The following is a 21,691-nucleotide window of genomic DNA, read 5'->3' on the forward strand; positions in this document are numbered from 1 at the left end:
AACCATGGGAAACATCACGCTCAAGAACGTCTCCAAGTCCTTCGGGTCGACGACGATCATTCCGAACATCGACCTCGCCATCGAGGACGGCGAGTTCGTCGTGTTCGTCGGCCCCTCGGGTTGCGGCAAGTCAACGCTGCTCAGGCTGATCGCCGGGCTGGAGGACACCAGCGGCGGCACCATCAGCATCGATGGCCGCGACGTCACCCGCGAGGCGCCGGCCAAGCGCAAGCTTGCCATGGTCTTCCAATCCTACGCGCTCTACCCGCATATGACGGTCGCCAAGAACATCGCCTTCCCGCTGAAGATGGCCGGCGAGGACCAGGCGACCATCGACAAGAAGGTCAAGGACGCGGCGCGCGTCTTGAACCTCACCAACTATCTCGAGCGGCGCCCGGGCCAGCTCTCCGGCGGCCAGCGCCAGCGCGTCGCCATCGGCCGCGCCATCGTGCGCCAGCCATCGGCCTTCCTGTTCGACGAGCCGCTGTCCAACCTCGACGCAGCCCTTCGCGGCACCATGCGGCTGGAGATCAGCGAACTGCATCATCAGCTGAAGACGACGATGATCTATGTCACCCACGACCAGGTCGAGGCCATGACCATGGCCGACAAGATCGTCGTGCTCAATGCCGGCAACATCGAGCAGGTCGGCTCGCCGATGGAACTCTACAAAACGCCGAAGAACCTGTTCGTCGCCGGCTTCATCGGCTCGCCGAAGATGAACTTGATCGAAGGCGCGCCGGCCGACAAATATGGCGCCAAGACCATCGGCATCCGGCCCGAGCACATCAACATCTCGACCACGGCCGGCGACTGGAAGGCGACGGTCGGCGTTGCCGAGCATCTCGGCTCCGACACCTTCCTGCATGTCCAGACCGATGGCATCGGCACGATCAATGTGCGCGCCGACGGCGAGGTTGCCGTCAAGCACGGCGACACCGTCTACCTGACGCCCGACAAGGCCAAGCTCCATCGCTTCGGCGCCGACGGCAAGGCGCTGGCGCAGTGAGGCTCAAAGGCAAATCGGCGCTGATCACCGGATCGGCGCGCGGCATCGGCAGGGCCTTCGCCGAAGCCTATGTTCGCGAAGGCGCCAGGGTGGCGATTGCCGACATCAATCTCGAAGCGGCGGAAGCGACGGCAAAGGATATCGGCTCTGCCGCTTACGCGATCCGGCTCGACGTCACCGACCAGTCCTCGATCGAGGCCGGCGTGAAAGCCGTCGAAGCGAACGCCGGCGGCCTCGACATCCTGATCAACAATGCCGCCTTGTTCGACCTTGCGCCCATCGTCGAGATCAGCCGCGCGAGCTACGACAAGCTCTTCTCCGTCAATGTCGCCGGCACGCTGTTCATGCTGCAGGCGGCGGCCCGCTCGATGATCGCTGCTGGCCGGGGCGGCAAGATCATCAACATGGCGAGCCAAGCCGGGCGCCGCGGCGAGCCGCTGGTCGCGGTCTATTGCGCCACCAAGGCCGCCGTCATCTCGCTTACCCAGTCGGCCGGACTCGACCTGATCAAGCACCGCATCAACGTCAACGCCATCGCACCGGGCGTCGTCGACGGCGAGCATTGGGATCACGTCGATTCGCTGTTCGCCAAATATGAGAACCGGCCGAAGGGCGAGAAGAAGAGGCTCGTCGGCGAAAGCGTGCCCTATGGCCGCATGGGTCGAGCCGAAGATCTGACTGGCATGGCGGTTTTCCTCGCCAGTGACGAGGCCGAATACATTGTCGCCCAGACCTACAACGTCGATGGCGGTCAATGGATGAGTTGAGGGGGAAGCGCGCCTCTCTTCCTCCGGGGAGGACGCGTCGCGGGGCAGCTGAGGGGCGCATACCGGCAAACGGATGCTCCCCCTCACCGCTCGCCCCAAGCGGGTGACTTGGGGGTTGGATTGTCGGGCTGCACTCGGCCAAAGGGTAAATAAGATGACCGTGAAACTCTCTTCCTCGAACCTCGCCAAGCTTCCGTCGAAGGTTTCCGGTCCGAAATACGATCGCGCCGCGCTGAAGGCCGGCATCGTGCATTTCGGCGTCGGCAACTTCCACCGCTCGCACCAGGCTGTCTATCTCGACGACCTGTTCAATTCCGGCCTCGGCCATGACTGGGCGCTGATCGGCGCCGGCGTGTTCGAGGGCGAGAAGGCCGGCCGCGCCAGGCTGCAGGAGCAGGACTGGCTGACCACCGTGGTCGAGCAGGACCAGGGCCATATGAGCGCCCGCGTCACCGGCGCCATGGTCGATTTCCTGATGCCGGGCGATGCTGAGGCGATCGTCGAGCAGCTCGCCGACCCTGCGATCAAGATTGTGTCGCTGACCATCACCGAGGGCGGCTATTTCATCGATCCGGCCTCCGGAAAGTTCAATCCGGCCCATCCCGATATTGTCGCCGATGCTCAGCCGGGTGCGGCACCGAAGACGGTCTTCGGCATCATCCTTGCCGGACTGGTGCGCCGGCGCGCCGACGGCATCGTGCCGTTCACGGTCATGTCCTGCGACAACATCCCCCACAATGGCCACGTCACCTCCGACGGCGTCATCGGCCTTGCCCGGCTGATCGACGAGGCTCTGGCCAACTGGGTGAGGGACAACGTCGCTTTCCCGAACGGCATGGTCGACCGCATCACGCCGGCCACCACCGATCGCGAGCGTAGCATTCTGGCCAATAATTTCGGGCTGGAGGACAATTGGCCGGTCTTCTGCGAACCGTTCAAACAATGGGTGCTGGAAGATCGTTTCACCGCCGGTCGGCCGCCGCTGGAACGGGCCGGCGTCCAATTCGTCAAGGATGTCTCGCCTTACGAGCTGATGAAGATCCGCATCTTGAACGGCGGCCACGCAGCCATCGCCTATCCGGCGGGCCTGATGGACATCCATTTCGTGCATGAGGCGATGCAGGAGCCGCTGGTGCGCGGCTTCCTCGCCAAGCTGGAGCGCGACGAGATCATCCCCACCGTTCCGCCGGTGCCGGACACGGTGCTCGAGGATTACTACCAACTCATCGAGCGCCGCTTCTCCAACCCCAAGATCGGCGACACCATCCGAAGGCTTTGCCTCGACGGTTCCAACCGCCAGCCGAAATTCATAATTCCGACCGCCGCGGACCGACTGAAGGCGGGGAAAGGTGTTGCCGGCCTGGCTCTGGAGTCCGCGCTCTGGTGCCGCTACTGCTTCGGCACCACCGACAGCGGCGCCGTCATCGAGCCGAACGATCCGAACTGGGACCGGATGCAGGCGGCCGCCAAAGCGGCGAAGAACTCGCCCGAGGCCTGGCTGGCGATGGACGACATCTATGGCGATGTCGGCCGCTCCGCTGTCTTTGCCGAAGCCTTCGCCCATGCGCTGAACGAATTGTGGGCGAACGGCGCGCGCGAAACCTTGACGCGCTATCTCGCCGATAAGCTCTGAAGCTCTTTGGACGCAGCCGCAATGACGCCCGAGCTGGTCATCTTCGACTGTGACGGCGTGCTGGTCGACAGCGAGGCGCTTTCGGTTTCCGCGTTGCTGGGCATGATCGAGCTCGCCGGCGGCACGGTATCGGAGGACGCGGCCTACGAGCATTTCCTCGGCAAGAGCATGAAGAGCGTGCGCGAGATTCTCGGCAGCGATTTCGGCCTGGAGATCAGCGACCAGCATCTCACCGCCATGCGCGTCGAGCTGATGCGCAAGTTCCGCGAGGAGCTGAAGCCGATCCCCGGCATCAAAGAGATCCTGCCGAAGCTTGGCCTGCCCCATTGCGTCGCCTCTTCCGGCACGCTGGAGCGCATCCGCTACGCGCTCGAGGTCACCGGCCTGCTGGGCCTGCTGGAGCCGCACCTCTTCAGCGCCGCCATGGTCAAGCGCGGCAAGCCGGCGCCGGACCTGTTCCTCCATGCCGCCGCCGCGATGCGCGCTGATCCGGGCAAATGCCTTGTCATCGAGGACAGCCCGGCCGGCATCGCCGCGGCGCGAGCGGCGGGGATGCGTGTCTTTGCCTTCACCGGCGGATCGCATGCAAACAACCCTGCGCTCAAGGCGCGGCTTGCGTCGACCGAACCGGACTTTATATTCGCTGACATGCTGCAATTGCACGACCTGATTGCAGACCTGGGAGCGAGAGTAAAAGCATCTTGACGAGTTTTGTTTGCGCGGTCGATGTCGGCACCGGGAGCGCTCGCGCGGGCATTCTCGACTCGCATGGCAACCTGCTCGGCCGCGCCGAGCGGCCGATCGCCATGCACCAGCCTAAGCCCGATCACGCGGAGCACGATTCGGAAAATATCTGGTCGGCAGTCTGCGCCGCCGTGCGGGCCGCGCGCGAGAAGACGAACGTCGCCGCATCGGATATTGTCGGCATCTCCTTTGACGCCACCTGCTCGCTGGTGGTGCGCGGCAGGCGGGGCGATCAGCTGAGCGTCTCGGTCACCGGCGAGAAGCGCTGGGATACCATTGTCTGGCTCGACCATCGCGCCATCGCCGAAGCTGACGAATGCACCAGAAGCGGCCATGCGGTGCTCGACTATATCGGCGGGGTGATGTCGCCGGAAATGGAAACGCCGAAGCTGATGTGGCTGAAGCGCAACCTGCCCGCCACCTGGAATGAAGCCGGCTATCTGTTCGATCTCGCCGATTTCCTGACCTGGAAAGCGACCGGATCTCTCGCCCGCTCGCAATGCACGCTGACGGCCAAATGGACGTATCTCGCGCATGAGGAGACGGGCTGGCGGCGCGATTTCTTCAAGCTCGTCGGCATCGGCGATCTCTTCGAACATGGCAATCTTCCGGACAAGGCGAGCCCCGTCGGCACCGATATCGGGCAACTCACGGCCGATGCGGCGGCAGCTCTCGGCCTCACGGAAAAATGCCGGGTCGGCGCCGGGGTGATCGACGCCTATGCCGGCGCGCTCGGTGTGCTCGGCGGCTTCGCCGGCGACGAGAAGGACATCAGCCGGCACCTGGCGCTGATTGCCGGCACCTCGTCCTGCGTCATGGCGATGTCGCAGGATCCGCAGCCTTTCGCCGGCGTCTGGGGCCCGTATTATGGCGCGGCGTTGCCAAAGCTCTGGCTGTCGGAAGGCGGTCAGTCGGCGACCGGCGCTCTGCTCGACCACATCATCCGCTGGCACGGCGCCGGCGGCGAGCCGGATGCGGCAATGCATGCCAGGATCGCCAAGCGCGTCGCCGAACTGCGCGCCGCCGAGGGCGATGCGCTGGCGGCGCGGCTGCATGTGCTGCCGGATTTCCACGGCAATCGCTCGCCGCTCGCCGACCCGCACGCGGTTGGCGTCGTCAGCGGGCTGACACTCGATTCTTCCTTCGACAGCCTGTGCAAGCTCTACTGGCGCACCGCCGTCGGCATCGCGCTCGGCGTGCGCCATGTGCTCGAGGCGCTGAACGAGAACGGCTATTTGATCGACACGCTGCACGTCACCGGCGGCCACACCAAGAACCCGCTCTTGATGGAACTCTATGCCGATGCCACCGGCTGCACCGTCATCGAGCCGCTGGCCGACGAGGCGGTGCTGCTCGGCACCGGCATGGTCGCTGCGACCGCCGCTGGGCTTTACCCCGACCTGAACGCCGCTTGCGTGGCCATGCAGCAGGGCGGCAGGACGCGGCCCCCGAATCCGGCCGCCGGCGCTCGCTTCGACCGCGACTATCGCATCTTCCTGGAAATGCACCGCCAGCGGCAGGCGCTCGACACCATCCAATAGAAGGCCCGGCTCTTGCGCTTCCCGCTGGCTCAATAGGTCGCCGCTCCTCCTCCTTGCCAATATGTCGCATTTCGTTCACAAGACGGCGCAAACGGCGCCATTTTGCGCCGTTTGCGTGCGGCTTCCGGGCGAGTCCCGACGCGCCGTGGTCTGAAGAGCGGAAAATGTCTGCGATCGAAGCCGGCGCTCGCGCGCCGGAAAATTTTTGGCGTCAGGAAATCAGGGCAACATTGTCGCTTGCCTGGCCGATGGTACTCACCAATCTCGGCCAGACCGCCATGACCGCGACCGACGTCATGATGATGGGCCGTTTGGGACCCGACACGCTGGCCGCCGGCGCGCTCGGCTCCAACCTCTATTTCATGCCGCTGATCTTCGGGCTTGGCCTGATGCTCGCCACCTCGCCGATGATGGCGACCGAGCTCGGCCGCCGCCGCCATTCGGTGCGCGACCTGCGCCGCACCGTGCGCCAAGGACTCTGGCTGGCGGTCCTCGTCTCGATCCCGATCTGGCTGTTCCTCTGGCATGGCGAAGAAGTGCTTTTGGCCATGGGGCAGAAGCCGGACCTCGCGCATCAGGCAGGCATCTACCTGCACTGGCTGCAATGGGCGGTGCTGCCTTTTTACGGTTATATCGTGCTGCGCTCATTCATCTCGGCGCTGGAGCGGCCAGGCTGGGCGCTGATCATCGTGTTCGTCGCGGTGGCGTGCAACGCCTTCTTCAACTGGGTCTTCATGTTCGGCAATCTCGGCGTCCGCCCGATGGGCATCGCCGGCTCGGGCCTCGCCACCTCGCTTTCCAGCATGCTGATGTTCGTCGGCTTGGCGGCCGTGGTGGTGCTGGAGAAAAAATTCCGCCGCTATCACCTCTTCGGCCGCTTCTGGCGCTCCGACTGGCCGCGCTTCCGCGGCCTGCTGAGGCTCGGCCTGCCGATCGCCGGCATCCTCGCCTTCGAGGTGACGATCTTCAATGCGGCAGCCCTGCTGATGGGTCTGATCGACGCGGATTCGCTGGCAGCCCACGCGATTGCCATCCAGATCGCCTCGATCTCCTTCATGGTGCCGCTCGGCCTCAACCAGGCGGTCACCGTGCGCGTCGGCCTGGCACATGGCGCCGGCAATCCCGAGGGCGTCTCGCGCGCCGGCTGGACCAGCTTTGTCATCGGCGTCTCCTTCATGGCGCTGATGGGGCTGGTGATGATCCTATGGCCGCATCTTTTGATCAGCGCCTTCATCGATCTCGCCGATCCGGCCAATGCCAGGGTGATCACGCTTGCCGTGTCCTTTCTGGTGTTTGCCGCGCTGTTCCAGATCTTCGACGGCGCGCAGGCGGTGGCCGCCGGCATGCTGCGCGGCCTGCACGATACCAAGGTGCCGATGATCTATGCCGCGATCGGCTATTGGGGGGTCGGCCTTCCGCTCGGCGTGCTGCTCGCCTTCCATTTCGGCTTCAACGGCGTCGGCATCTGGATCGGCCTTTCGTCAGGCCTGGCGGTGGTGGCGGTGCTCCTGCTCGTCCGTTGGCTGCGGCGCGATCGCATCGCGCCGGCGCTGTCGTTCGGCCATTGAGAAGAGCGGCCGCCGGTCAGGCGGCGGCCCTCGTCGACCTTCAGTGTGCGGCGACACGCTCAAGCCGCCGCGCATATTGCGTCAGCGGGAAACACATGACGAAGAAGATCAGCGCCACCAGCCCGTAGACGGTGAAGGGTTCGAAGGTCGCGTTGTTGATGGCGTTGGAGGTCCTGACCAACTCCTCGAAACCGATGATCGAGGTCAGGGCCGTCGATTTGATCAGCTGAACCAGGAAGCCGACGGTCGGGGCGCGCGTGATGGCGAATGCCTGCGGCAGGATGATCAGCCTGAGTTCTTGCAGATAGTGCAGTCCGAGACTGGCGCCGGCGTCCCACTGGCCGCGCGGCAGCGCATCGACACCGCTGCGCCAGATCTCGGCGAGATATGCGCTGGCGAAGAAAGTGAGACCGAGCGCCGCGGCGGTCCATGGCTCGATGCGCAGTCCCAACATTGGCAGGCCGAAGAACATCAGGAAAAGCTGCATCAGGAGCGGCGTGCCCTGAAACAGCGCGATGTAGCCGGAAGCGATCCGCTTGATCCATTTGTTCTTGGCGATACGGAATAACAGCACGACCAGCCCGACCAGCGCGCCGCCGACGAAGGCGGCAAGCGACAACAGCACCGTCCACCGCGCGGCGAGCAGAAGGTTGCGCAATATGTCCCAGAGGGTGAATTCGATCATGACACGCCGGCTCCGAGTGCGCGGCGTCCGCCGCTGACCAGCAGCCGGCGCAGCCCCATCGACAGGCCGAGATAGACCATGGTCACCACCAGATAGGTTTCGAAGGCGCGGAAGGTGCGCGCCTGCAGCATGTCGGCCTCGTAGGTCAGTTCACGCACCGCGATCTGCGACACCACGGCCGATTCCAGCATCATGATGACGATCTGGCTGGTCAGCGCCGGATAGATCACTTTCAGCGCCTGCGGCAGCACGATCTTGATGAACACCTGCCTGGGCCTGAGCCCGAGCGCAAGTGCTGCCTCCGTCTGCCCGCGCGGCACCGCGTCCAGACCCGCGCCGACGATCTCGATCGTGTAGGCCGCCATGTTGAGCGTCATCGCCAGCATGGCGGCCAGGATCGGATCGAGTCGGATGCCGAGGCTGGGCAGTCCGAAGAAGATGAAGAACAGCTGCACCAGGAACGGAGTGTTGCGCATCACCTCGACATACCAGCCGATCGCCAGCTTGAGCGGCCTCGGGCCGTTCCGGCGTCCGGCGGCGCCCAGGATGCTGAGGAAAGTGCCGGCCAGCGTGGTGACGACGATCAGAAGCAGCGTCATCGCCGCGCCGCGCGCGATCACACCCGCTGCACCCGCAAGCCAGCCGAAGTCCAGGCTGTAGCCCATCGCGATTGGCCCTGTTGGAAAGCGTGTAGCGCAAGAAACAAGTACGGGAGCGGTTCAGCGCTTCATGCGCGCTGAACCGCCGAGCGAGATCAATCCTTGAGGTTGTCGGGATTGAGCGGCGTCTTCAGCCAGGCCTTCGAGCTCTCGTCCAGCTTGCCCTCCGCCAGCATCTTGGCGACCGCATCGTTCACCGCCTTCTTCAGCCTGTCCTCGTTCTTGTTGAGGCCGATATGCGAGGGCGAGGTCAGCAGCTGGAACTTCTGCTCGGGCTTCAATGCAACCTGCTTGGCCAGCACCTGCGCGCCGACATCGTTGCCGACCACCATCAGCTGCGTCTGTCCGGAGATGAAGGCCTGGATCACGGAATTGTAGTTGTCGAAGCGGCGGATGTCGGCCGAGGCGGGCGCCGCCTGGGTGAGCGAGGTGTCCTCCAGCGTGCCGCGATTGACGGCGATCGACTTGTCGGCAAGGTCGTCCTTGCCTTTGACGGCAAGCTCGGCCGGGCCGATGACGGCGATGTAGTAGGGCGCGTAGGCGGCGGCGAAATCGATCACCTGCTCGCGTTCCTTCGAATAGCCGACGCTCATCAGGATATCGACGCGCTTGTCGGTGAGATACGGGATGCGATTCTGGCCGGTGACGCTGACGAGGTTCAGCTTCACCTTCAAGGAATCGGCGATCGCCTGCGCGACGTCGATGTCATAGCCCTTGATGCTCATGTCGGCGCTGGCCGAGGAAAAAGGCGGGAAGTCGGAGAAGATGCCGACATTGATGGCGCCGGCCCTGGCGATGTCGTCGATGGCGTCGGCCTTGGCCTGCGAGGCAAGACCGGCGGCGCCGAGCATGATGAGTGCCGCAAGTGCGGATTTCAGTGTGTTGCGAACAATCATTTTAGTTCCCCTGCTGGAAGCTTGTTGTTGAAAACCGGCCGCCGGCTCCAGCGCGACGGCCGTACTGGTTAGCAATTCCAGGAAAAGCGGGAAGCGGTCTACGCTTGGCGACTTCGCCATAGCTTCCGTCCGGAATTGCGTAAAAACAAAGCGGTTCCCCGTTTCCATGAAGCGGTGAAACGCTCTCGCGTCAGCCCTTCTTGATTGCCGGGCTGAACACCATGAGGCTCAGGATCTCGAACAGGACCTGCGCGCCGACATGGGCGGTATTGGTGGTCGCGTCATATTGCGGCGCCACCTCGACGACGTCGCCGCCGACGATGTTGAGGCCCTTCAGGCCGCGCAGCAGCTCGAGCACCTCCCGCGTCGTCAGTCCGCCGACCTCAGGCGTGCCGGTGCCCGGGGCGAAGGCCGGATCGATGCTGTCGACGTCGAAGGAGATGTAGGTCGGGCCGTCGCCGACGATCTTCCGCGCCTTCTCGATGATGGCGGGTATGCCGAGGCCGGTCACCTCCTCGGCGTGGACCACCGTCATGCCGGATTCATAGGTGAACTCCCACAGATACTCGGCCGAGCCGCGAATGCCGATCTGGATCGTGCGGGTGGGATCGAGCACGCCGTCCAGGACCGCGTTGCGGAACGGTCCGCCGTGGTGGAACTTGGTCATGTCGAACAGCCCGCTGGTGTCGCAATGGGCGTCGATATGGATCATGCCGACCGGAGCCTGCTTACCGACCGCCTTCAGGATCGGATGGCTGATCGAGTGGTCGCCGCCGACCGAAAGCGGCAGCACACCGGCGTCGACGATCTGGTTGGTGCGCTTTTCGATGTCCTCGTGGCTGATCTCCAGCCGGTAACGGCTGCGGAACGGCGTGTCGCCGATGTCGGCGACGCGCAGCTCATGCGTCGGCGCGCATTCCAGCACGTGATTGTAGGGGCCGATGCGCTCGATGGCGCGCAGCGCCCGCGGCCCGAAGCGTGAGCCCGGCCGGTTGGTGACGCCAAGGTCCATCGGCACGCCGATCATCGCCACTTGCAAGTCGCCGAAATCCGGATTGTCGGCCGCCACCTGCCGGTACGGCGCGGCAAGGAAGGTCGGGATGCCGGAATAGGGCGCTAGCCGGGTGCCGCTTTTGCTGAAGATCTTGTCGGCGACCTTGCGGAATTTCGGATCGAACATCTCGCCGCCATGGCTCTCGCCATATTTGCGGCGCAACGCTTCGAGCTTGCCGCGATCGTAACCCATGTCCGGTCCTCCTCCGTGACTGCTTGCAGCGCGGCGGCTGCACCGACGGCTGCCAAGCCAGCAGTCATCCGGCTGATCGTTGCCCGCCGGCGCCTGCGAAATCTACGTCTGTTGAGCTGTTCCGGGCAAAAGTGTCGGGCAACTGTATTGAAAAATCAATTGATATTGTTAGGGTCTTTGCTGTGAGAAAATCTCACAAAGTCGGGAGCTGTCCTTGGCCAAGCGCTTGCCGCCGTTGAACCCGCTGCGCGCTTTCGAGGCGACGGCGCGACATGCCTCGCTGACCAAGGCGGCGGGCGAGCTCAATGTCACGCATGGCGCGGTCAGCCACCAGATCAAGGCGCTCGAGCAATCGCTCGGCGTAAAGCTTTTCCAGCGCGCGGGTCAGCGCGTGAAGCTGACGCCGCACGGCGCTGAGTTCCTGCCGGCGGTTTCGGCGGCCTTCGACGGCATCGCCGCCGCGACGCAGCGCATGACACGCCCCGCAAGCACCGGTGTGCTGTCGGTGTCCTGCGTGCCGGCGCTGCTCTTGTTGTGGATGACTCCGCGGCTCGGCTCCTTCACCGCGCAGTATCCCGACATCCAGCTGACGCTGATCCCCTCCAACGACGCCAGGGACATCCGCGCGCCGCACATCGACGTCTGCGTGCACTATGGCGATGGCAGCTGGAGCGACTGCTGGATACGCAAATGGTCGGGCCTCGAGCTGTTTCCGGTCGTCAGCCCGACGCTGATCAACAACCGCCCGATCCGCAGCGTGCGCGACCTTGCTGACCACGTTTTCCTTCATGGCGACGACGGCCGCGAGTGGCACACCTGGCTGGCCGCCGCCGACGCGCTCGACCTGGAGCGCGGCCGCCGCCATCACCTCGGCGACGCGCGCATAGCGGTGGAGGCCGCTGTCCACGGCCACGGCGTGGCGCTCGGCGATTCCGTGACCGCGCGCGCCCTGCTCGCCAGGGGCATGCTCGTCGCGCCCTTCGCTTTGTCGGTGCCGGCGGTCGATGACTTCTATGTCGTCTGCCGCAACGAGATGCGCTCGGCGCCGATCGTCCAGCTTTTCATCGACTGGCTCTTTGCCGAAAAGGAGCAGGACGAGGGCCGCGCCGATGCGCCGGTCGCCGGCCGTGTGCCGAGCCGCAGGAAGCGCCCGGCGCTCAAGGTGATCGGGGCTAGAGCGATTCCAGGAAAAGTGTGAGCGGTTTTCCGTCCGGAAATTCCCGTCAAAAAAAGCCAAGAGCATTTCGCGGTTGCCGTGCAACGGTGGAATGCTCTGGCGCAGCGTCATGATCGCTGGACTTGCATAGCTCGTTTTTGTCGGGCCAGCTTGCAAAGCAGGAAGCGCTTTCAAAAATACAATGCTAAGACCGCAGCTGGTTAACAATTCTGGGAGCTGCGCGGCGGTTTTCCGTCCGGAGTGCTTCATAACAGGGACTTGAGGCGCCGCGCTTGGAATCACGCAAGCGCGACGCGCTTTTTGGGTGAGCAGATATGGCACGAACCGATATAGCGCGGCGCGTCTACAACCACACCTGGAAGCTGGACCCCATCGTCCGCAGCCTGCTGGACACCGATTTCTACAAGCTGCTGATGCTGCAGATGATCTGGGGCATGTACCCCAAGGTCGACGCCACCTTCACGCTGATCAATCGCACGACCTCGGTGCGGCTCGCCGACGAGATCGACGAAGGCGAACTGCGCGAGCAGCTCGACCACGCTCGCACCTTGCGCTTCACCAAGAAGGAGATGATCTGGCTCGGCGGCAACACCTTCTATGGCCGTAAGCAGATCTTCGAGCCGGAATTCCTCGCCTGGCTGGAGGATTTCCGCCTTCCCGACTATGAACTCACCAAGCGCGACGGCCAGTACGAACTGTCCTTCCCCGGTCCCTGGATGTACACCACGCTGTGGGAGATACCGGCGCTCGCCATCATCAACGAGCTGCGCTCGCGCGCCGCCATGCGCTCCTTCGGCCAGTTTGCGCTCGACGTGCTCTACGCCCGCGCCAAGGCCAAGATGTGGGCCAAGACCGAGCGGCTGAAGGCACTGCCCGGCATCCGCATTTCCGATTTCGGCACCCGCCGCCGCCACTCCTTCCTGTGGCAGCGCTGGTGCGTCGAGGCGCTGAAGGAAGGCATCGGCGAGGCTTTCACCGGCACGTCGAACGTGCTTCTGGCCATGGACAACGACCTCGAGGCGCTCGGCACCAATGCGCACGAACTGCCTATGGTGTTTGCGGCACTCGCCAACTCCGTTGAGGAGCTGAGGCAGGCGCCCTACAAGGTGCTGCAGGACTGGCAACGCTATTATGGCGGCAATCTGCTGATCGTGCTGCCCGACACGTTCGGCACCGTCGCTTTCCTGCGCGACGCGCCGGACTGGATCGCCGACTGGACCGGCTTCCGCCCCGACAGCGCGCCGCCCATCGAAGGCGGCGAGAAGATCCTCGCCTGGTGGCGCGAGAAGGGCAAGGATCCGAAACAGAAGCTGCTCATCTTCTCCGACGGGCTCGAGGTCGAGACAATCGAGGAGACCTACAAGCATTTCCGCGGCAAGGTGCGCATGTCCTTCGGCTGGGGCACCAACCTCACCAATGATTTCGAAGGCTGCGCGCCGACCGAGACCAACAGCCTCGACGCCATCTCGCTGGTCTGCAAGGTCAGCGAAGCCAATGGCCGGCCGGCGGTCAAGCTCTCCGACAACCCCGCCAAGTCGACCGGCGATGAGAAGGAGATCAAGCGCTATTTGCGCATCTTCGGCGAGAAGGGGCGGGTGGAGCAGCTGGTCAAGGTGTGAGGACTGCTCGAATAGAATTTCGGATAACCGGATAACTTGAGTTCCCGCCCACCCCCCTCTGTCCTGCCGGACATCTCCCCCGCAAGGGGGGAGATTGGCAGTTTCGCGCAATCTGCCTCTTTCTGCGGCGGTCAAAATTGGCGAAATCGCGCGCGACATCCGATCTCCCCCCTTGCGGGGGAGATGTCCGGCAGGACAGAGGGGGGTGCGAAGGAGCACGTCGGTGGAAATCGACGGCTTCGAAATACGTCCTTCGCAATGGCGGCCTCATTCATACCTCTCCTCCCCACCCCCGCCTTCGCCCACGCCTCTGACCGCGGCCATGTCCTGCTTCTTCCCACGGGCTACTACATCGCTGGTGGCGCGCTTGCGGTGGCTGTCAGCTTTCTGACGCTGGCGCTGCTGCCGCCCGCCGCTCTTGACCGCTTCTGGCGCCGACGCCTCTCTTTGTTCACTGTCAGCGACCACCCGCGCACCGTCCTCAGCTTGCTTTCCTTTGCCGGCTTCGTGCTTCTCATCGCCACCGGCCTGTTCGGCAGCCGTGATCCACTCTCCAACCCCTTGCCTCTGGTGATCTGGACGCTGCTCTGGGCCGGTTTCACGCTGCTGCAGGGGGTATTCGGCGATCTCTGGTCCTGGCTCAACCCGTGGTACGGCCCCTGGCGCGTTGCATCTCGCGTCTTCAACCTTCGCACTGACGAAGCCGAGCCATCGCGCCTTCCCAAATGGCTCGGCTACTGGCCGGCGTTCGTCCTGTTCTTCGGCTTCGCCTGGTTCGAGCTCATCGATCCCGCGCCCGACGATCCGTCGCGCCTGGCCTTCGCCGCCGGCATCTACTGGCTGCTCAGCTTCGCCGCCATATGCGTCTTCGGCTACGGAGACTGGAGTCGGCGCGGCGAATTCCTCACCGTCTTTTTCTCCATGGTCGCCCGCTTCGCGCCTTTGCAGCGCGAGAAAGGCCGGCTCCACCTCGGCTGGCCCGGTGCGAAGCTGCTTTCCGCCTCGTCGCTGCCGGCAAGCGGCACGGCGTTCCTGCTGCTGGCGCTCTCGTCCGTATCCTTCGACGGTCTTTCCAAAACCTTCTTCTGGCTCGGCCTGTTCGGCGTCAATCCGCTGGAATTTCCCGGCCGCACCGCGTTGATCGGCATCGGCAGCTTTGGCTTGGTGCTGACATTCATCTTGTTGGCGGCCGTGTTCGCGCTTGCCGTTTCACTCGGCCAGCGTTTTGCCGGCGACGGGCAACCGTTCGAGAAAGCCGCCGGCCTCCTGGTTTGGTCGATCGTGCCGATCGCGCTCGCCTACCACATCGCCCACTACCTCACGGCGCTGCTCGTCGACGGCCAATACGCGCTGGTCGCTTTGTCCGACCCGTTCGCGCTCGGCTGGAACCTGTTCGGCACCGCCGACAGGATGGTCGAGGCGGGCGTTGTCGCCGGCGCCGAGTCGGCCTGGTGGCTCTGGAACCTGCAGGCCGGCGTCATCATCGTCGGCCATGTGCTGGCGGTCTTGATCGCACACGGCCTAGCCTGGCGACTCCACCCGCAGCCGTCGCGCGCGGCGCTCAGCCAGCTGCCGCTGACGCTTCTGATGATCGCCTACACCATATTCGGCCTATGGCTGCTTGCTACGCCGACGGCGGGATGAGACAAGGGCCCGTCATGACGCGCGCATGACCCCGAAAATCGGGTTCGATTTTCGGAAAGGATCATGCGCAAAATGAAAGTGCTCCAGCGTCCTTTGCGCGTCCCCTAGAGGACGCGCGGCGGCGCTGGAGTGGAAGCTCGCTTGCCACGTCACGGCTTTGGTGATTTAGTTTGTACACATGCAATTTTCGCGTCCTCCGAGCGCGGAGGATCGAGCCGCCTTATTGCTGGTCAAAAAACTGAAAACAGGGGAACGGACATGGCTGACAAGAACGGATTTTTCGACCTCTCCAAAAGCACGCTTTCCCGCCGCACAGCGCTGAAAGGCATCGCCGCCGGCGCCGGCCTGGCGCTCGCGCCCGGCTTCGTTCGCTACAGCCAGGCGCAGAGTTCGGCGCCGATCAAGATCGGCTTCCAGTCGCACCGCACCGGCATCGGCGCCGCCTACGGCCGCTGGTACGAGAAGACGAGCGCTGCCGCCGTCAAGGCGATCAACGATGCCGGCGGTATCAGCGGCCGCAAGGTCGAGCTGGTGATCGAAGATGATGGCACCGATCCTGCCCGCGGCGCCGAGGTGGTCGGCAAGTTCGCCACGCAGCATAAGACCGACATCGTTTTCGGCACGCTGTTCTCGCATGTGGTGATCGGCTCGGCGCCCGCCGCCGGCGAAAACAAGATCCCCTATTTCGTGGTCAGCGAAGGCCACCACGTCGCCTCGACCAAGCTCAACCGCTACGTCTTCCAGCCCGGCATCACCGACGTGAAGAGCCAGATCCAGTCGATGGCGCCGTGGATCGCGGCGAATGCCGGCAAGAAGGTGACGCAGATCTTCCCCGACTTCGCCTTCGGCTACGACCATCGCGACTACCTGCCGCCGGCGTTGAAGGCGCAAGGCGCCGACGTGATCGCGCAGATCGCCATCCCCCCGACGGAGTCGTCCTTCACCAAATACTTCCCGCAGATCCCGGCCGAGACCGAGGTGATCTACCACGTCATGGTCGGTCCGGCCGTGCTCACCTTCGTCAAGGAACTCGGCGAGTTCTACGGCTCGCAAAGGCCGCAGCTCTTCGGCTTCATCGACTCCCTCGAGGCCGTCGACATCAACAGCCCCGGCCTCGAATTCCTCGACGGCAGCCATTTCTGGGAAGGCTCGCCGCGCTACGCGCAGCCCGATGACTCGGCCGCGCAGAAAGCCTATCGCGCCGCCGTCGGCATCGACGACAATGGCGCCGCCGTCGGCGACCCCAAGGACGTCTCCACCGCTGCCCACATGTTCGGCTGCTGGGAGACGCTCTATGTCGTCAAGAAGGCGATGGAGGATGCCGCCTACAAGGGGCCGGAAGACCGCGCCAAGCTGGTCGAGGCAACCGAAGCGCTGAAGGAATTCGCCGAAGGGCCAGAGCATCCGCAGGGTCCGAAAACCTTTAACGGCAAGATCCACCAATGCTTCGGCATCCAGAACATCTCCAAGGTCGAAGGCGGCAAGCTGAAGGTCGTCCACAAGACCAAGATCGAGGACGGCCTCTACGAGCCGGAAGGGGATTACACGACGCAAGCGCTGTGAGCTTCGACGTTTCACCGAGCGTGAGCGCCAAGCCACCCCCCTCTGTCCTGCCGGACAGTCCGGCAGGGCAGTGGGGGGTGCCTCGCGCATCCGCCGGTATCTAGCCCATGCACTTCGGACCCCACCTCCTGCTCGCCGCCCTGGAAGGCCTCGTCACGTCCGCCGTGCTGGCGCTGACGGCGCTTGGCCTGTCGCTGGTGTTCGGCGTCATGCGCATCGTCAATGTCGCGCATGGCGAGTTCTTCATGCTGGGCGCCGTGCTTGCCTGGGCGATCTCGACGGCGATTTCCGGCCATCCCGCTATCGGCTTCGTCGCCGCGCTGGTGATCGCGCCCCTGCTGGTCGGGCTGGTCGCGTTTCTTGCCGAATGGCTGGTGCTGCGCCGGCTGAACTACAATCCCGAAGGCACCATCGTCGCCACCATCGGCATGCTCTACATCATCCAGCAGCTGGCGCTGACCTTCTACGGACCGGAAGCGCGCCCGGTCGAGCCGCCCTTCAACTACCGCATCCTGCTGCCGTGGTTCGGCTATTCAGGCTACAAGCTCTCGGTCATTGCCGCCTCCGCGGTTCTGCTGGTGATCACCTGGCTGGTGCTGACACGGACGAAAATCGGCCTGATCATGCGCGCCACCCAGTATGACCGCGAGACGGCGCAGGCCTTCGGCATCCCGGTCGAGCGCGTCTATGCCGGCGTGTTCGCCATCGGCGCCATGCTGGCGGCAATCGCGGCGGTGCTGATCGTGCCGATCAGCCAGGCGCATTACCTGATGGGGCAGGACCCGCTGCTGTTGTCCTTCATCGTCGTTATCATCGGCGGCCTCGGCTCATTGCGCGGCACCGTGGTCGCCGCCATCCTGATCGGCCTCTCCGACGGCATCGTCTCGGTGTTCTTCTCGCCGACCTTGGCCAAGATCATCGCCACGCTGGTGGTCGCCATGGTGCTGGTGTTCCGGCCGCAAGGCCTGTTCGGGACGGCGGCGCGATGAAGGATGCTTCGCCGGCCAAGATCTACGCGCTGCATATCGGCGTCATCGCGCTCCTGTTCGCGCTGAATTTCGTCCTGCCCGATTATCATCAGGGCCTGTTCGCGCGCATCATGGCGCTTGCGGTCTTCGCCATGGGCTACAACCTGCTCTTCGGCTATGTCGGCCTGCTCAGCCTCGGTCACGCCATGTTCTTCTCGGCCGGCCTCTATGGTGCCGGGCTGGCTGTATATCAATTGGGCTGGGGCGTGCCGGAAGCCTTCGTCGCCGGGGTTGCCTGCGGCGCCCTGCTTGCCTTGGTCATCGGCCTGCTCGCGCTGCGCACATCGGGTGTGGCCTTCATGATCGTCACCATGATGTTCGCGCAGGTGTTCTATCTGCTCATCCTTTATTTCGCCGCCTGGACCGGCGGTGACCAGGGCTTGGTCATCCAGCAGCCGTCGAGAATAATCGCGATCGGCGGCGCATCGCTCGACCTGACCAATCCGACTGTGCGCTACATGAGCGCTCTGGCGCTGTTCTCGGTCGTGCTGCTCATCACGCTTGCCGTCGTTCGCTCCCGCTTCGGCCGCGTGCTGGTCGCCATTCGCGAGAATGAGGAGCGCACGAAGATGCTGGGCTACGACACCGTCGCCAACAAGCTCGCCGCCGTCATTGCCTCGGGCGCCATCTGCGCCGCGTCCGGTGCGGCTTATGCGCTGCTGTTCGGCTATATTGGATCGAGCTTCGCGTCGGTGCAGTATTCGATCCTGCCACTGCTCTGGGTGCTGCTCGGCGGCGCCGCTACCATTCTCGGGCCGCTCATCGGCACGCTGTTCATGTATTATGTCACCGACATCACCAGCGGCTTCACCTCCGCCTATCTTTTGATCGTCGGCGTGGCGCTCATCCTGCTGGTGCTCTTCTTTCCGAAGGGCGTTCTGGGCAGCGTCCGCCAGCGTTGGCTCGGATGGCTGCCGTGATGCCGCTGCTCACCACCAAGGGTCTTTCGCGCCGTTTCGGCGGCCTGCGCGCCGTCGAGGGCGTCGATTTCGCGCTGATGCCGGGCGAAATCCGCGCCATCATCGGCCCCAATGGCGCCGGTAAGACAACTTTCGTCAGTCTGCTCAGCGGCCGCATCCAGCCGTCCTCCGGCATGATCGTCTTCGACGGCGCCGACATCACGACCATGCCGGCTTACAAAAGGGTTCGCCTCGGCGTTGCCTACACCTTCCAGATCACCAGCGTCTTCGCCAATCTCACGGCCTACGACAATGTCGCGTTGCCGGTGCAGCGCACGCTGACCGACGGCCGCTCGAAGGGGCAGGTGAGGAGCGGCGTCATGGCGGCGCTGGAACGCACCGGCCTCGCCGACCGCGCCGGCACGCCGGCCGGCCAGCTTTCCTACGGCCACCAGCGCCTGCTGGAGGTGGCAATGGGCCTGGCGCTGAGGCCGCGCCTGTTGATCCTTGACGAGCCGACGCAAGGGCTGGCCGACAGCGAGATCGACAATTTCGTCCTACTGGTGCGCGAGATCGCCAAGCATGCCACCGTGCTGCTCATCGAGCACAACATGCCGGTGGTCATGCAGCTTGCCGACCGCATCACCGTCTTCAATTCGGGAAAGATTCTCGCTGAGGGCACGCCCGAGCAGATCCGCGCCAATGCCGAGGTGCAGGATGCCTATCTCGGAGCGACCCATGGCTGATCTCCCCGGCACCGAGAGCGGGCTGCTCGCCATTTCCGGCCTCGACTGTTTTTACGGCGAGGTGCAGGTGCTCTACGGGCTCGACCTTGTCCTCAACAAGGGCGAAGTGCTTTGCCTGTTCGGCCGCAACGGCGCCGGCAAGACGACGACGCTGAAGGCGATCATGGGGCTGGTTCCGGCCGCTGCCGGTTCGATCAGACTGGCCGGCAAGGAGCTGACCGGGCTTGCCGCGCATGACGTGCCGAAGACGGGCGTCGCTTATGTGCCGCAGGGCCGGCGATTATTCGCCGACATGACGGTGGCGGAAAACGTCGAGATCGGCCTGATGGCCCGCGGCAAGGGCAAGGCGACGCGGGAACGCGTCCTCGACCTTTTCCCGCTGTTGCGAGAGCGCTTGAAGCAACGCTCCGGCACCCTTTCCGGAGGCGAGCAGCAAATGCTTGCCATGGCGCGTGCGCTCTGCCTCGAGCCGCAGGTGCTTCTTCTCGACGAACCCACCGAAGGGCTGATGCCGTCGATGATCGCCAAGATCCGCGAGACGGTGGCGAAGCTGCGCGATCTGGGCGTCTCGACGATCCTGGTCGAGCAGCGCGTCGACGCCGTGCTGTCGGTCGCCGACCGCATCTCATTCATCGAGAACGGCCGCAACCGCGAGACCGTCGATGTCGAGGAACTGCGCGCCGACCCCTCCGCGGTTCGGCGCTATGTGGGCGTGGGTTGAAGGTCACTGCGAAGCAGCGGGAGCTGGCGCCGAGCCCCACCCGGACCTGGCCCGACCTCCCCACAAGGGGAGGTAAAGCTCTGCACCGCTTCACCTAAAAAACAAAAACCCCGCGATCAAAAACGTCGGGATCAGCACCAGGCCGGACCACGCCATGTAGCCGAAGAAGCCCGGCACCTTGAAGCCGCGATGTCTGGCGATAGCAAAGACCATGAAGTTCGGCGCATTGCCGATATAAGTGTTGGCGCCCATGAACACGGCGCCGGCCGAGATCGCGGCGAGCGTGGAGGCCGCCTCCGTCATCAGGTGCCTGGCGTCGCCGCCGGCAAGCTCGAAGAACACCAGATAGGTCGGCGCGTTGTCGAGGAAGGACGACAGCGCTCCGGTCAGCCAGAAATAGGCGAGATCGTCGGGCTGGCCGTCCGCCGAGGTGACCAGCGAAACCAGCGGCGCCAGCGCGCCATCGTGCCCGGCTCTCAGGATGGCGATAACCGGCACGATGCAGATGAAGATGCCGGCAAACAGTTTCGCCACCTCGGCGATGGGCCCCCAACTGAAGCCGTTCGCTTCCCTGTGGTTTTTGTACGAGACTTTGAGCGACAGAAAGGCCAGCGCCAGGATGATCGCGTCGCGGACCAGGTTCTGCAGTTCAAGGCCGATGCCGAGGATCGGGATGCTGATGCCCGGCTTCCAGCTGGCGGAAAGCAGGATCGCACCGATCACGCCGGCCAGCAGCGGCAGGTTGGCGAGGCCGCGCAGGCGCACCTTCGTGTCCGGTGTCGGGTCCTTGATCTTCGGCAAGCCGCCCTCGCGGCGATGCAGCACGATGTCGAGCGCCAGGAAGATGATCAGCACCAGCCCGCCGGTGAACAGCGTCTCGCGCCAGAGGTTCGCGGTCGTCCAGAAGAAGTCGACCCCCCGCAGGAAGCCGACGAAGAGCGGCGGGTCGCCGAGCGGGGTCAGCGAGCCGCCGATGTTCGAAACCAGGAAGATGAAGAAGATCACCACATGCGCGTTGAACGGGCGGTTGTCATTGGCGCGCAGCACCGGCCGGATCAGGATCATCGAGGCGCCCGTCGTGCCGATGACCGAGGCGAGGATTGCGCCGATCAGCAGCAAGCCGGAATTGACCAGCGGCGTGCCGTGGATGTTGCCGGCGACCAGGATGCCGCCCGAAATGGTGAACAGCGCGAACAAAAGGATGATGAAGGAAAGATATTCTGTGAGCAGCGTGTGCAGCACCGCCTCGCTTGCCGCCGGCATGCCGAAAGCGATCGCCAGCGGGACCACGGCAAGTGCCGCCCACGCGGCGGCGATCTTGCCGTAATGATGCTCCCAGACATGATGGAACAGCAGCGGCCCGGTCGCGATCGACAGCAACAGGCCGGCAAAGGGCAGCGCCCACCAGAGCGACATCGCCGCGCCGGGCAGCTCATGCGCCTCGGCTGCGAAAACCGCTTGTGGAAAGGCGAGAAGGAGTGCGGCCGTCATGGTTGCCGCCAACACCTTCGCCAATGTCGCAAAGCCCCCTCGATGCCTCACGGCG

Annotated in this window: 19 protein-coding genes; 14 read left to right on the top strand and 5 right to left on the bottom strand. The window is 64.3% G+C overall.

Annotation, left to right across the window (positions count from 1 at the left end; genetic code table 11):
- The first annotated feature begins 4 nt into the window (after window positions 1-4).
- The 6 genes from P9228_RS02880 (at window position 5) to P9228_RS02905 (ending at window position 7,262) form a co-directional block, all read left to right on the top strand.
- Window positions 5-1,009 (top strand): ABC transporter ATP-binding protein, encoded by a 1,005-nt coding sequence (locus P9228_RS02880; protein ID WP_066999175.1) that lies wholly within the window; start codon window positions 5-7, stop codon window positions 1,007-1,009.
- On the top strand, window positions 1,006-1,776 hold the full coding sequence (locus tag P9228_RS02885; RefSeq protein WP_067323986.1) for an L-iditol 2-dehydrogenase: 771 nt from the start codon (window positions 1,006-1,008) through the stop codon (window positions 1,774-1,776). Before P9228_RS02880 ends, P9228_RS02885 begins: the two co-directional genes overlap by 4 nt.
- A 154-nt stretch (window positions 1,777-1,930) precedes the next feature.
- Entirely contained in the window at window positions 1,931-3,409 is a 1,479-nt protein-coding gene (locus P9228_RS02890; RefSeq protein WP_278052308.1) for a mannitol dehydrogenase family protein, read from the top strand.
- 21 nt (window positions 3,410-3,430) lie between these two features.
- Entirely contained in the window at window positions 3,431-4,114 is a 684-nt protein-coding gene (locus P9228_RS02895) for an HAD family hydrolase (protein ID WP_278052309.1), read from the top strand.
- Window positions 4,108-5,694, top strand: a complete 1,587-nt coding sequence (locus P9228_RS02900; RefSeq protein WP_278052879.1) for an FGGY-family carbohydrate kinase — start codon at window positions 4,108-4,110, stop codon at window positions 5,692-5,694. Before P9228_RS02895 ends, P9228_RS02900 begins: the two co-directional genes overlap by 7 nt.
- Window positions 5,695-5,858: 164 nt before the next feature.
- Window positions 5,859-7,262, top strand: a complete 1,404-nt coding sequence (locus P9228_RS02905) for an MATE family efflux transporter (protein WP_278052310.1) — start codon at window positions 5,859-5,861, stop codon at window positions 7,260-7,262.
- 40 nt (window positions 7,263-7,302) lie between these two features.
- Here P9228_RS02905 and P9228_RS02910 read toward each other — a convergent pair whose 3' ends face one another.
- From P9228_RS02910 to speB, 4 genes are all read right to left on the bottom strand, one after another.
- A complete protein-coding gene (locus P9228_RS02910) occupies window positions 7,303-7,947 on the bottom strand; it encodes an amino acid ABC transporter permease (protein ID WP_278052311.1) in 645 nt (214 codons plus the stop codon).
- A complete protein-coding gene (locus tag P9228_RS02915) occupies window positions 7,944-8,612 on the bottom strand; it encodes an amino acid ABC transporter permease (protein ID WP_095799104.1) in 669 nt (222 codons plus the stop codon). Before P9228_RS02915 ends, P9228_RS02910 begins: the two co-directional genes overlap by 4 nt.
- A gap of 89 nt (window positions 8,613-8,701) precedes the next feature.
- The gene (locus P9228_RS02920; RefSeq protein WP_278052312.1) at window positions 8,702-9,502 is read right to left on the bottom strand and encodes a transporter substrate-binding domain-containing protein; all 801 of its coding nucleotides are present in this window, start codon (window positions 9,500-9,502) and stop codon (window positions 8,702-8,704) included.
- A gap of 190 nt (window positions 9,503-9,692) precedes the next feature.
- Window positions 9,693-10,748 (bottom strand): agmatinase, encoded by a 1,056-nt coding sequence (speB, locus tag P9228_RS02925; protein WP_095782179.1) that lies wholly within the window; start codon window positions 10,746-10,748, stop codon window positions 9,693-9,695.
- 214 nt (window positions 10,749-10,962) lie between these two features.
- Between speB and gcvA the strand changes: the two genes are divergently transcribed.
- The 8 genes from gcvA (at window position 10,963) to P9228_RS02965 (ending at window position 20,145) form a co-directional block, all read left to right on the top strand.
- Window positions 10,963-11,946, top strand: coding sequence for a transcriptional regulator GcvA (gcvA, locus tag P9228_RS02930; RefSeq protein ID WP_095776924.1), 984 nt, complete (start codon window positions 10,963-10,965; stop codon window positions 11,944-11,946).
- Between the two features lie 293 nt (window positions 11,947-12,239).
- The gene (gene pncB, locus P9228_RS02935) at window positions 12,240-13,544 is read left to right on the top strand and encodes a nicotinate phosphoribosyltransferase (protein ID WP_278052315.1); all 1,305 of its coding nucleotides are present in this window, start codon (window positions 12,240-12,242) and stop codon (window positions 13,542-13,544) included.
- Window positions 13,545-13,727: 183 nt separating this feature from the next.
- A complete protein-coding gene (locus P9228_RS02940) occupies window positions 13,728-15,188 on the top strand; it encodes a hypothetical protein (protein ID WP_278052317.1) in 1,461 nt (486 codons plus the stop codon).
- Between the two features lie 258 nt (window positions 15,189-15,446).
- Window positions 15,447-16,751 (top strand): ABC transporter substrate-binding protein, encoded by a 1,305-nt coding sequence (locus P9228_RS02945; RefSeq protein WP_278052319.1) that lies wholly within the window; start codon window positions 15,447-15,449, stop codon window positions 16,749-16,751.
- 107 nt (window positions 16,752-16,858) lie between these two features.
- Complete coding sequence (locus P9228_RS02950) at window positions 16,859-17,740, top strand: branched-chain amino acid ABC transporter permease (protein ID WP_095799109.1); 882 nt, start codon at window positions 16,859-16,861, stop codon at window positions 17,738-17,740.
- Window positions 17,737-18,699, top strand: a complete 963-nt coding sequence (locus P9228_RS02955) for a branched-chain amino acid ABC transporter permease (protein WP_278052323.1) — start codon at window positions 17,737-17,739, stop codon at window positions 18,697-18,699. Before P9228_RS02950 ends, P9228_RS02955 begins: the two co-directional genes overlap by 4 nt.
- Entirely contained in the window at window positions 18,696-19,424 is a 729-nt protein-coding gene (locus P9228_RS02960; RefSeq protein WP_278052324.1) for an ABC transporter ATP-binding protein, read from the top strand. The genes P9228_RS02955 and P9228_RS02960 overlap by 4 nt, the downstream gene beginning before the upstream one ends.
- Window positions 19,417-20,145: an ABC transporter ATP-binding protein gene (locus tag P9228_RS02965; protein WP_095782184.1), complete on the top strand. Its 729-nt coding sequence runs from the start codon at window positions 19,417-19,419 to the stop codon at window positions 20,143-20,145. Before P9228_RS02960 ends, P9228_RS02965 begins: the two co-directional genes overlap by 8 nt.
- Before the next feature lie 90 nt (window positions 20,146-20,235).
- On the opposite strand, the gene P9228_RS02970 is transcribed toward P9228_RS02965, so the two are convergent.
- Window positions 20,236-21,636, bottom strand: coding sequence for a sodium:proton antiporter (locus tag P9228_RS02970; protein WP_066996202.1), 1,401 nt, complete (start codon window positions 21,634-21,636; stop codon window positions 20,236-20,238).
- Window positions 21,637-21,691: the final 55 nt, after the last annotated feature.

Source organism: Mesorhizobium sp. WSM4898, from assembly GCF_029625845.1.
Classification (GTDB): Bacteria; Pseudomonadota; Alphaproteobacteria; order Rhizobiales; family Rhizobiaceae; genus Mesorhizobium.

Excerpts from the sequence above, each read along its gene's own strand:
- P9228_RS02895 (WP_278052309.1), top strand. The coding sequence starts at position 3,431 with ATGACGCCCGAGCTGGTCATCTTCGACTGTGACGGCGTGCTGGTCGAC.
- P9228_RS02950 (WP_095799109.1), top strand. The coding sequence starts at position 16,859 with ATGCACTTCGGACCCCACCTCCTGCTCGCCGCCCTGGAAGGCCTCGTC.
- P9228_RS02955 (WP_278052323.1), top strand. The coding sequence starts at position 17,737 with ATGAAGGATGCTTCGCCGGCCAAGATCTACGCGCTGCATATCGGCGTC.
- P9228_RS02915 (WP_095799104.1), bottom strand. The coding sequence starts at position 8,612 with ATGGGCTACAGCCTGGACTTCGGCTGGCTTGCGGGTGCAGCGGGTGTG.
- P9228_RS02910 (WP_278052311.1), bottom strand. The coding sequence starts at position 7,947 with ATGATCGAATTCACCCTCTGGGACATATTGCGCAACCTTCTGCTCGCC.
- speB (WP_095782179.1), bottom strand. The coding sequence starts at position 10,748 with ATGGGTTACGATCGCGGCAAGCTCGAAGCGTTGCGCCGCAAATATGGC.
- P9228_RS02880 (WP_066999175.1), top strand. The coding sequence starts at position 5 with ATGGGAAACATCACGCTCAAGAACGTCTCCAAGTCCTTCGGGTCGACG.
- P9228_RS02945 (WP_278052319.1), top strand. The coding sequence starts at position 15,447 with ATGGCTGACAAGAACGGATTTTTCGACCTCTCCAAAAGCACGCTTTCC.
- P9228_RS02890 (WP_278052308.1), top strand. The coding sequence starts at position 1,931 with ATGACCGTGAAACTCTCTTCCTCGAACCTCGCCAAGCTTCCGTCGAAG.
- pncB (WP_278052315.1), top strand. The coding sequence starts at position 12,240 with ATGGCACGAACCGATATAGCGCGGCGCGTCTACAACCACACCTGGAAG.
- P9228_RS02965 (WP_095782184.1), top strand. The coding sequence starts at position 19,417 with ATGGCTGATCTCCCCGGCACCGAGAGCGGGCTGCTCGCCATTTCCGGC.
- P9228_RS02940 (WP_278052317.1), top strand. The coding sequence starts at position 13,728 with ATGTCCGGCAGGACAGAGGGGGGTGCGAAGGAGCACGTCGGTGGAAAT.
- P9228_RS02920 (WP_278052312.1), bottom strand. The coding sequence starts at position 9,502 with ATGATTGTTCGCAACACACTGAAATCCGCACTTGCGGCACTCATCATG.
- P9228_RS02970 (WP_066996202.1), bottom strand. The coding sequence starts at position 21,636 with ATGACGGCCGCACTCCTTCTCGCCTTTCCACAAGCGGTTTTCGCAGCC.
- P9228_RS02905 (WP_278052310.1), top strand. The coding sequence starts at position 5,859 with ATGTCTGCGATCGAAGCCGGCGCTCGCGCGCCGGAAAATTTTTGGCGT.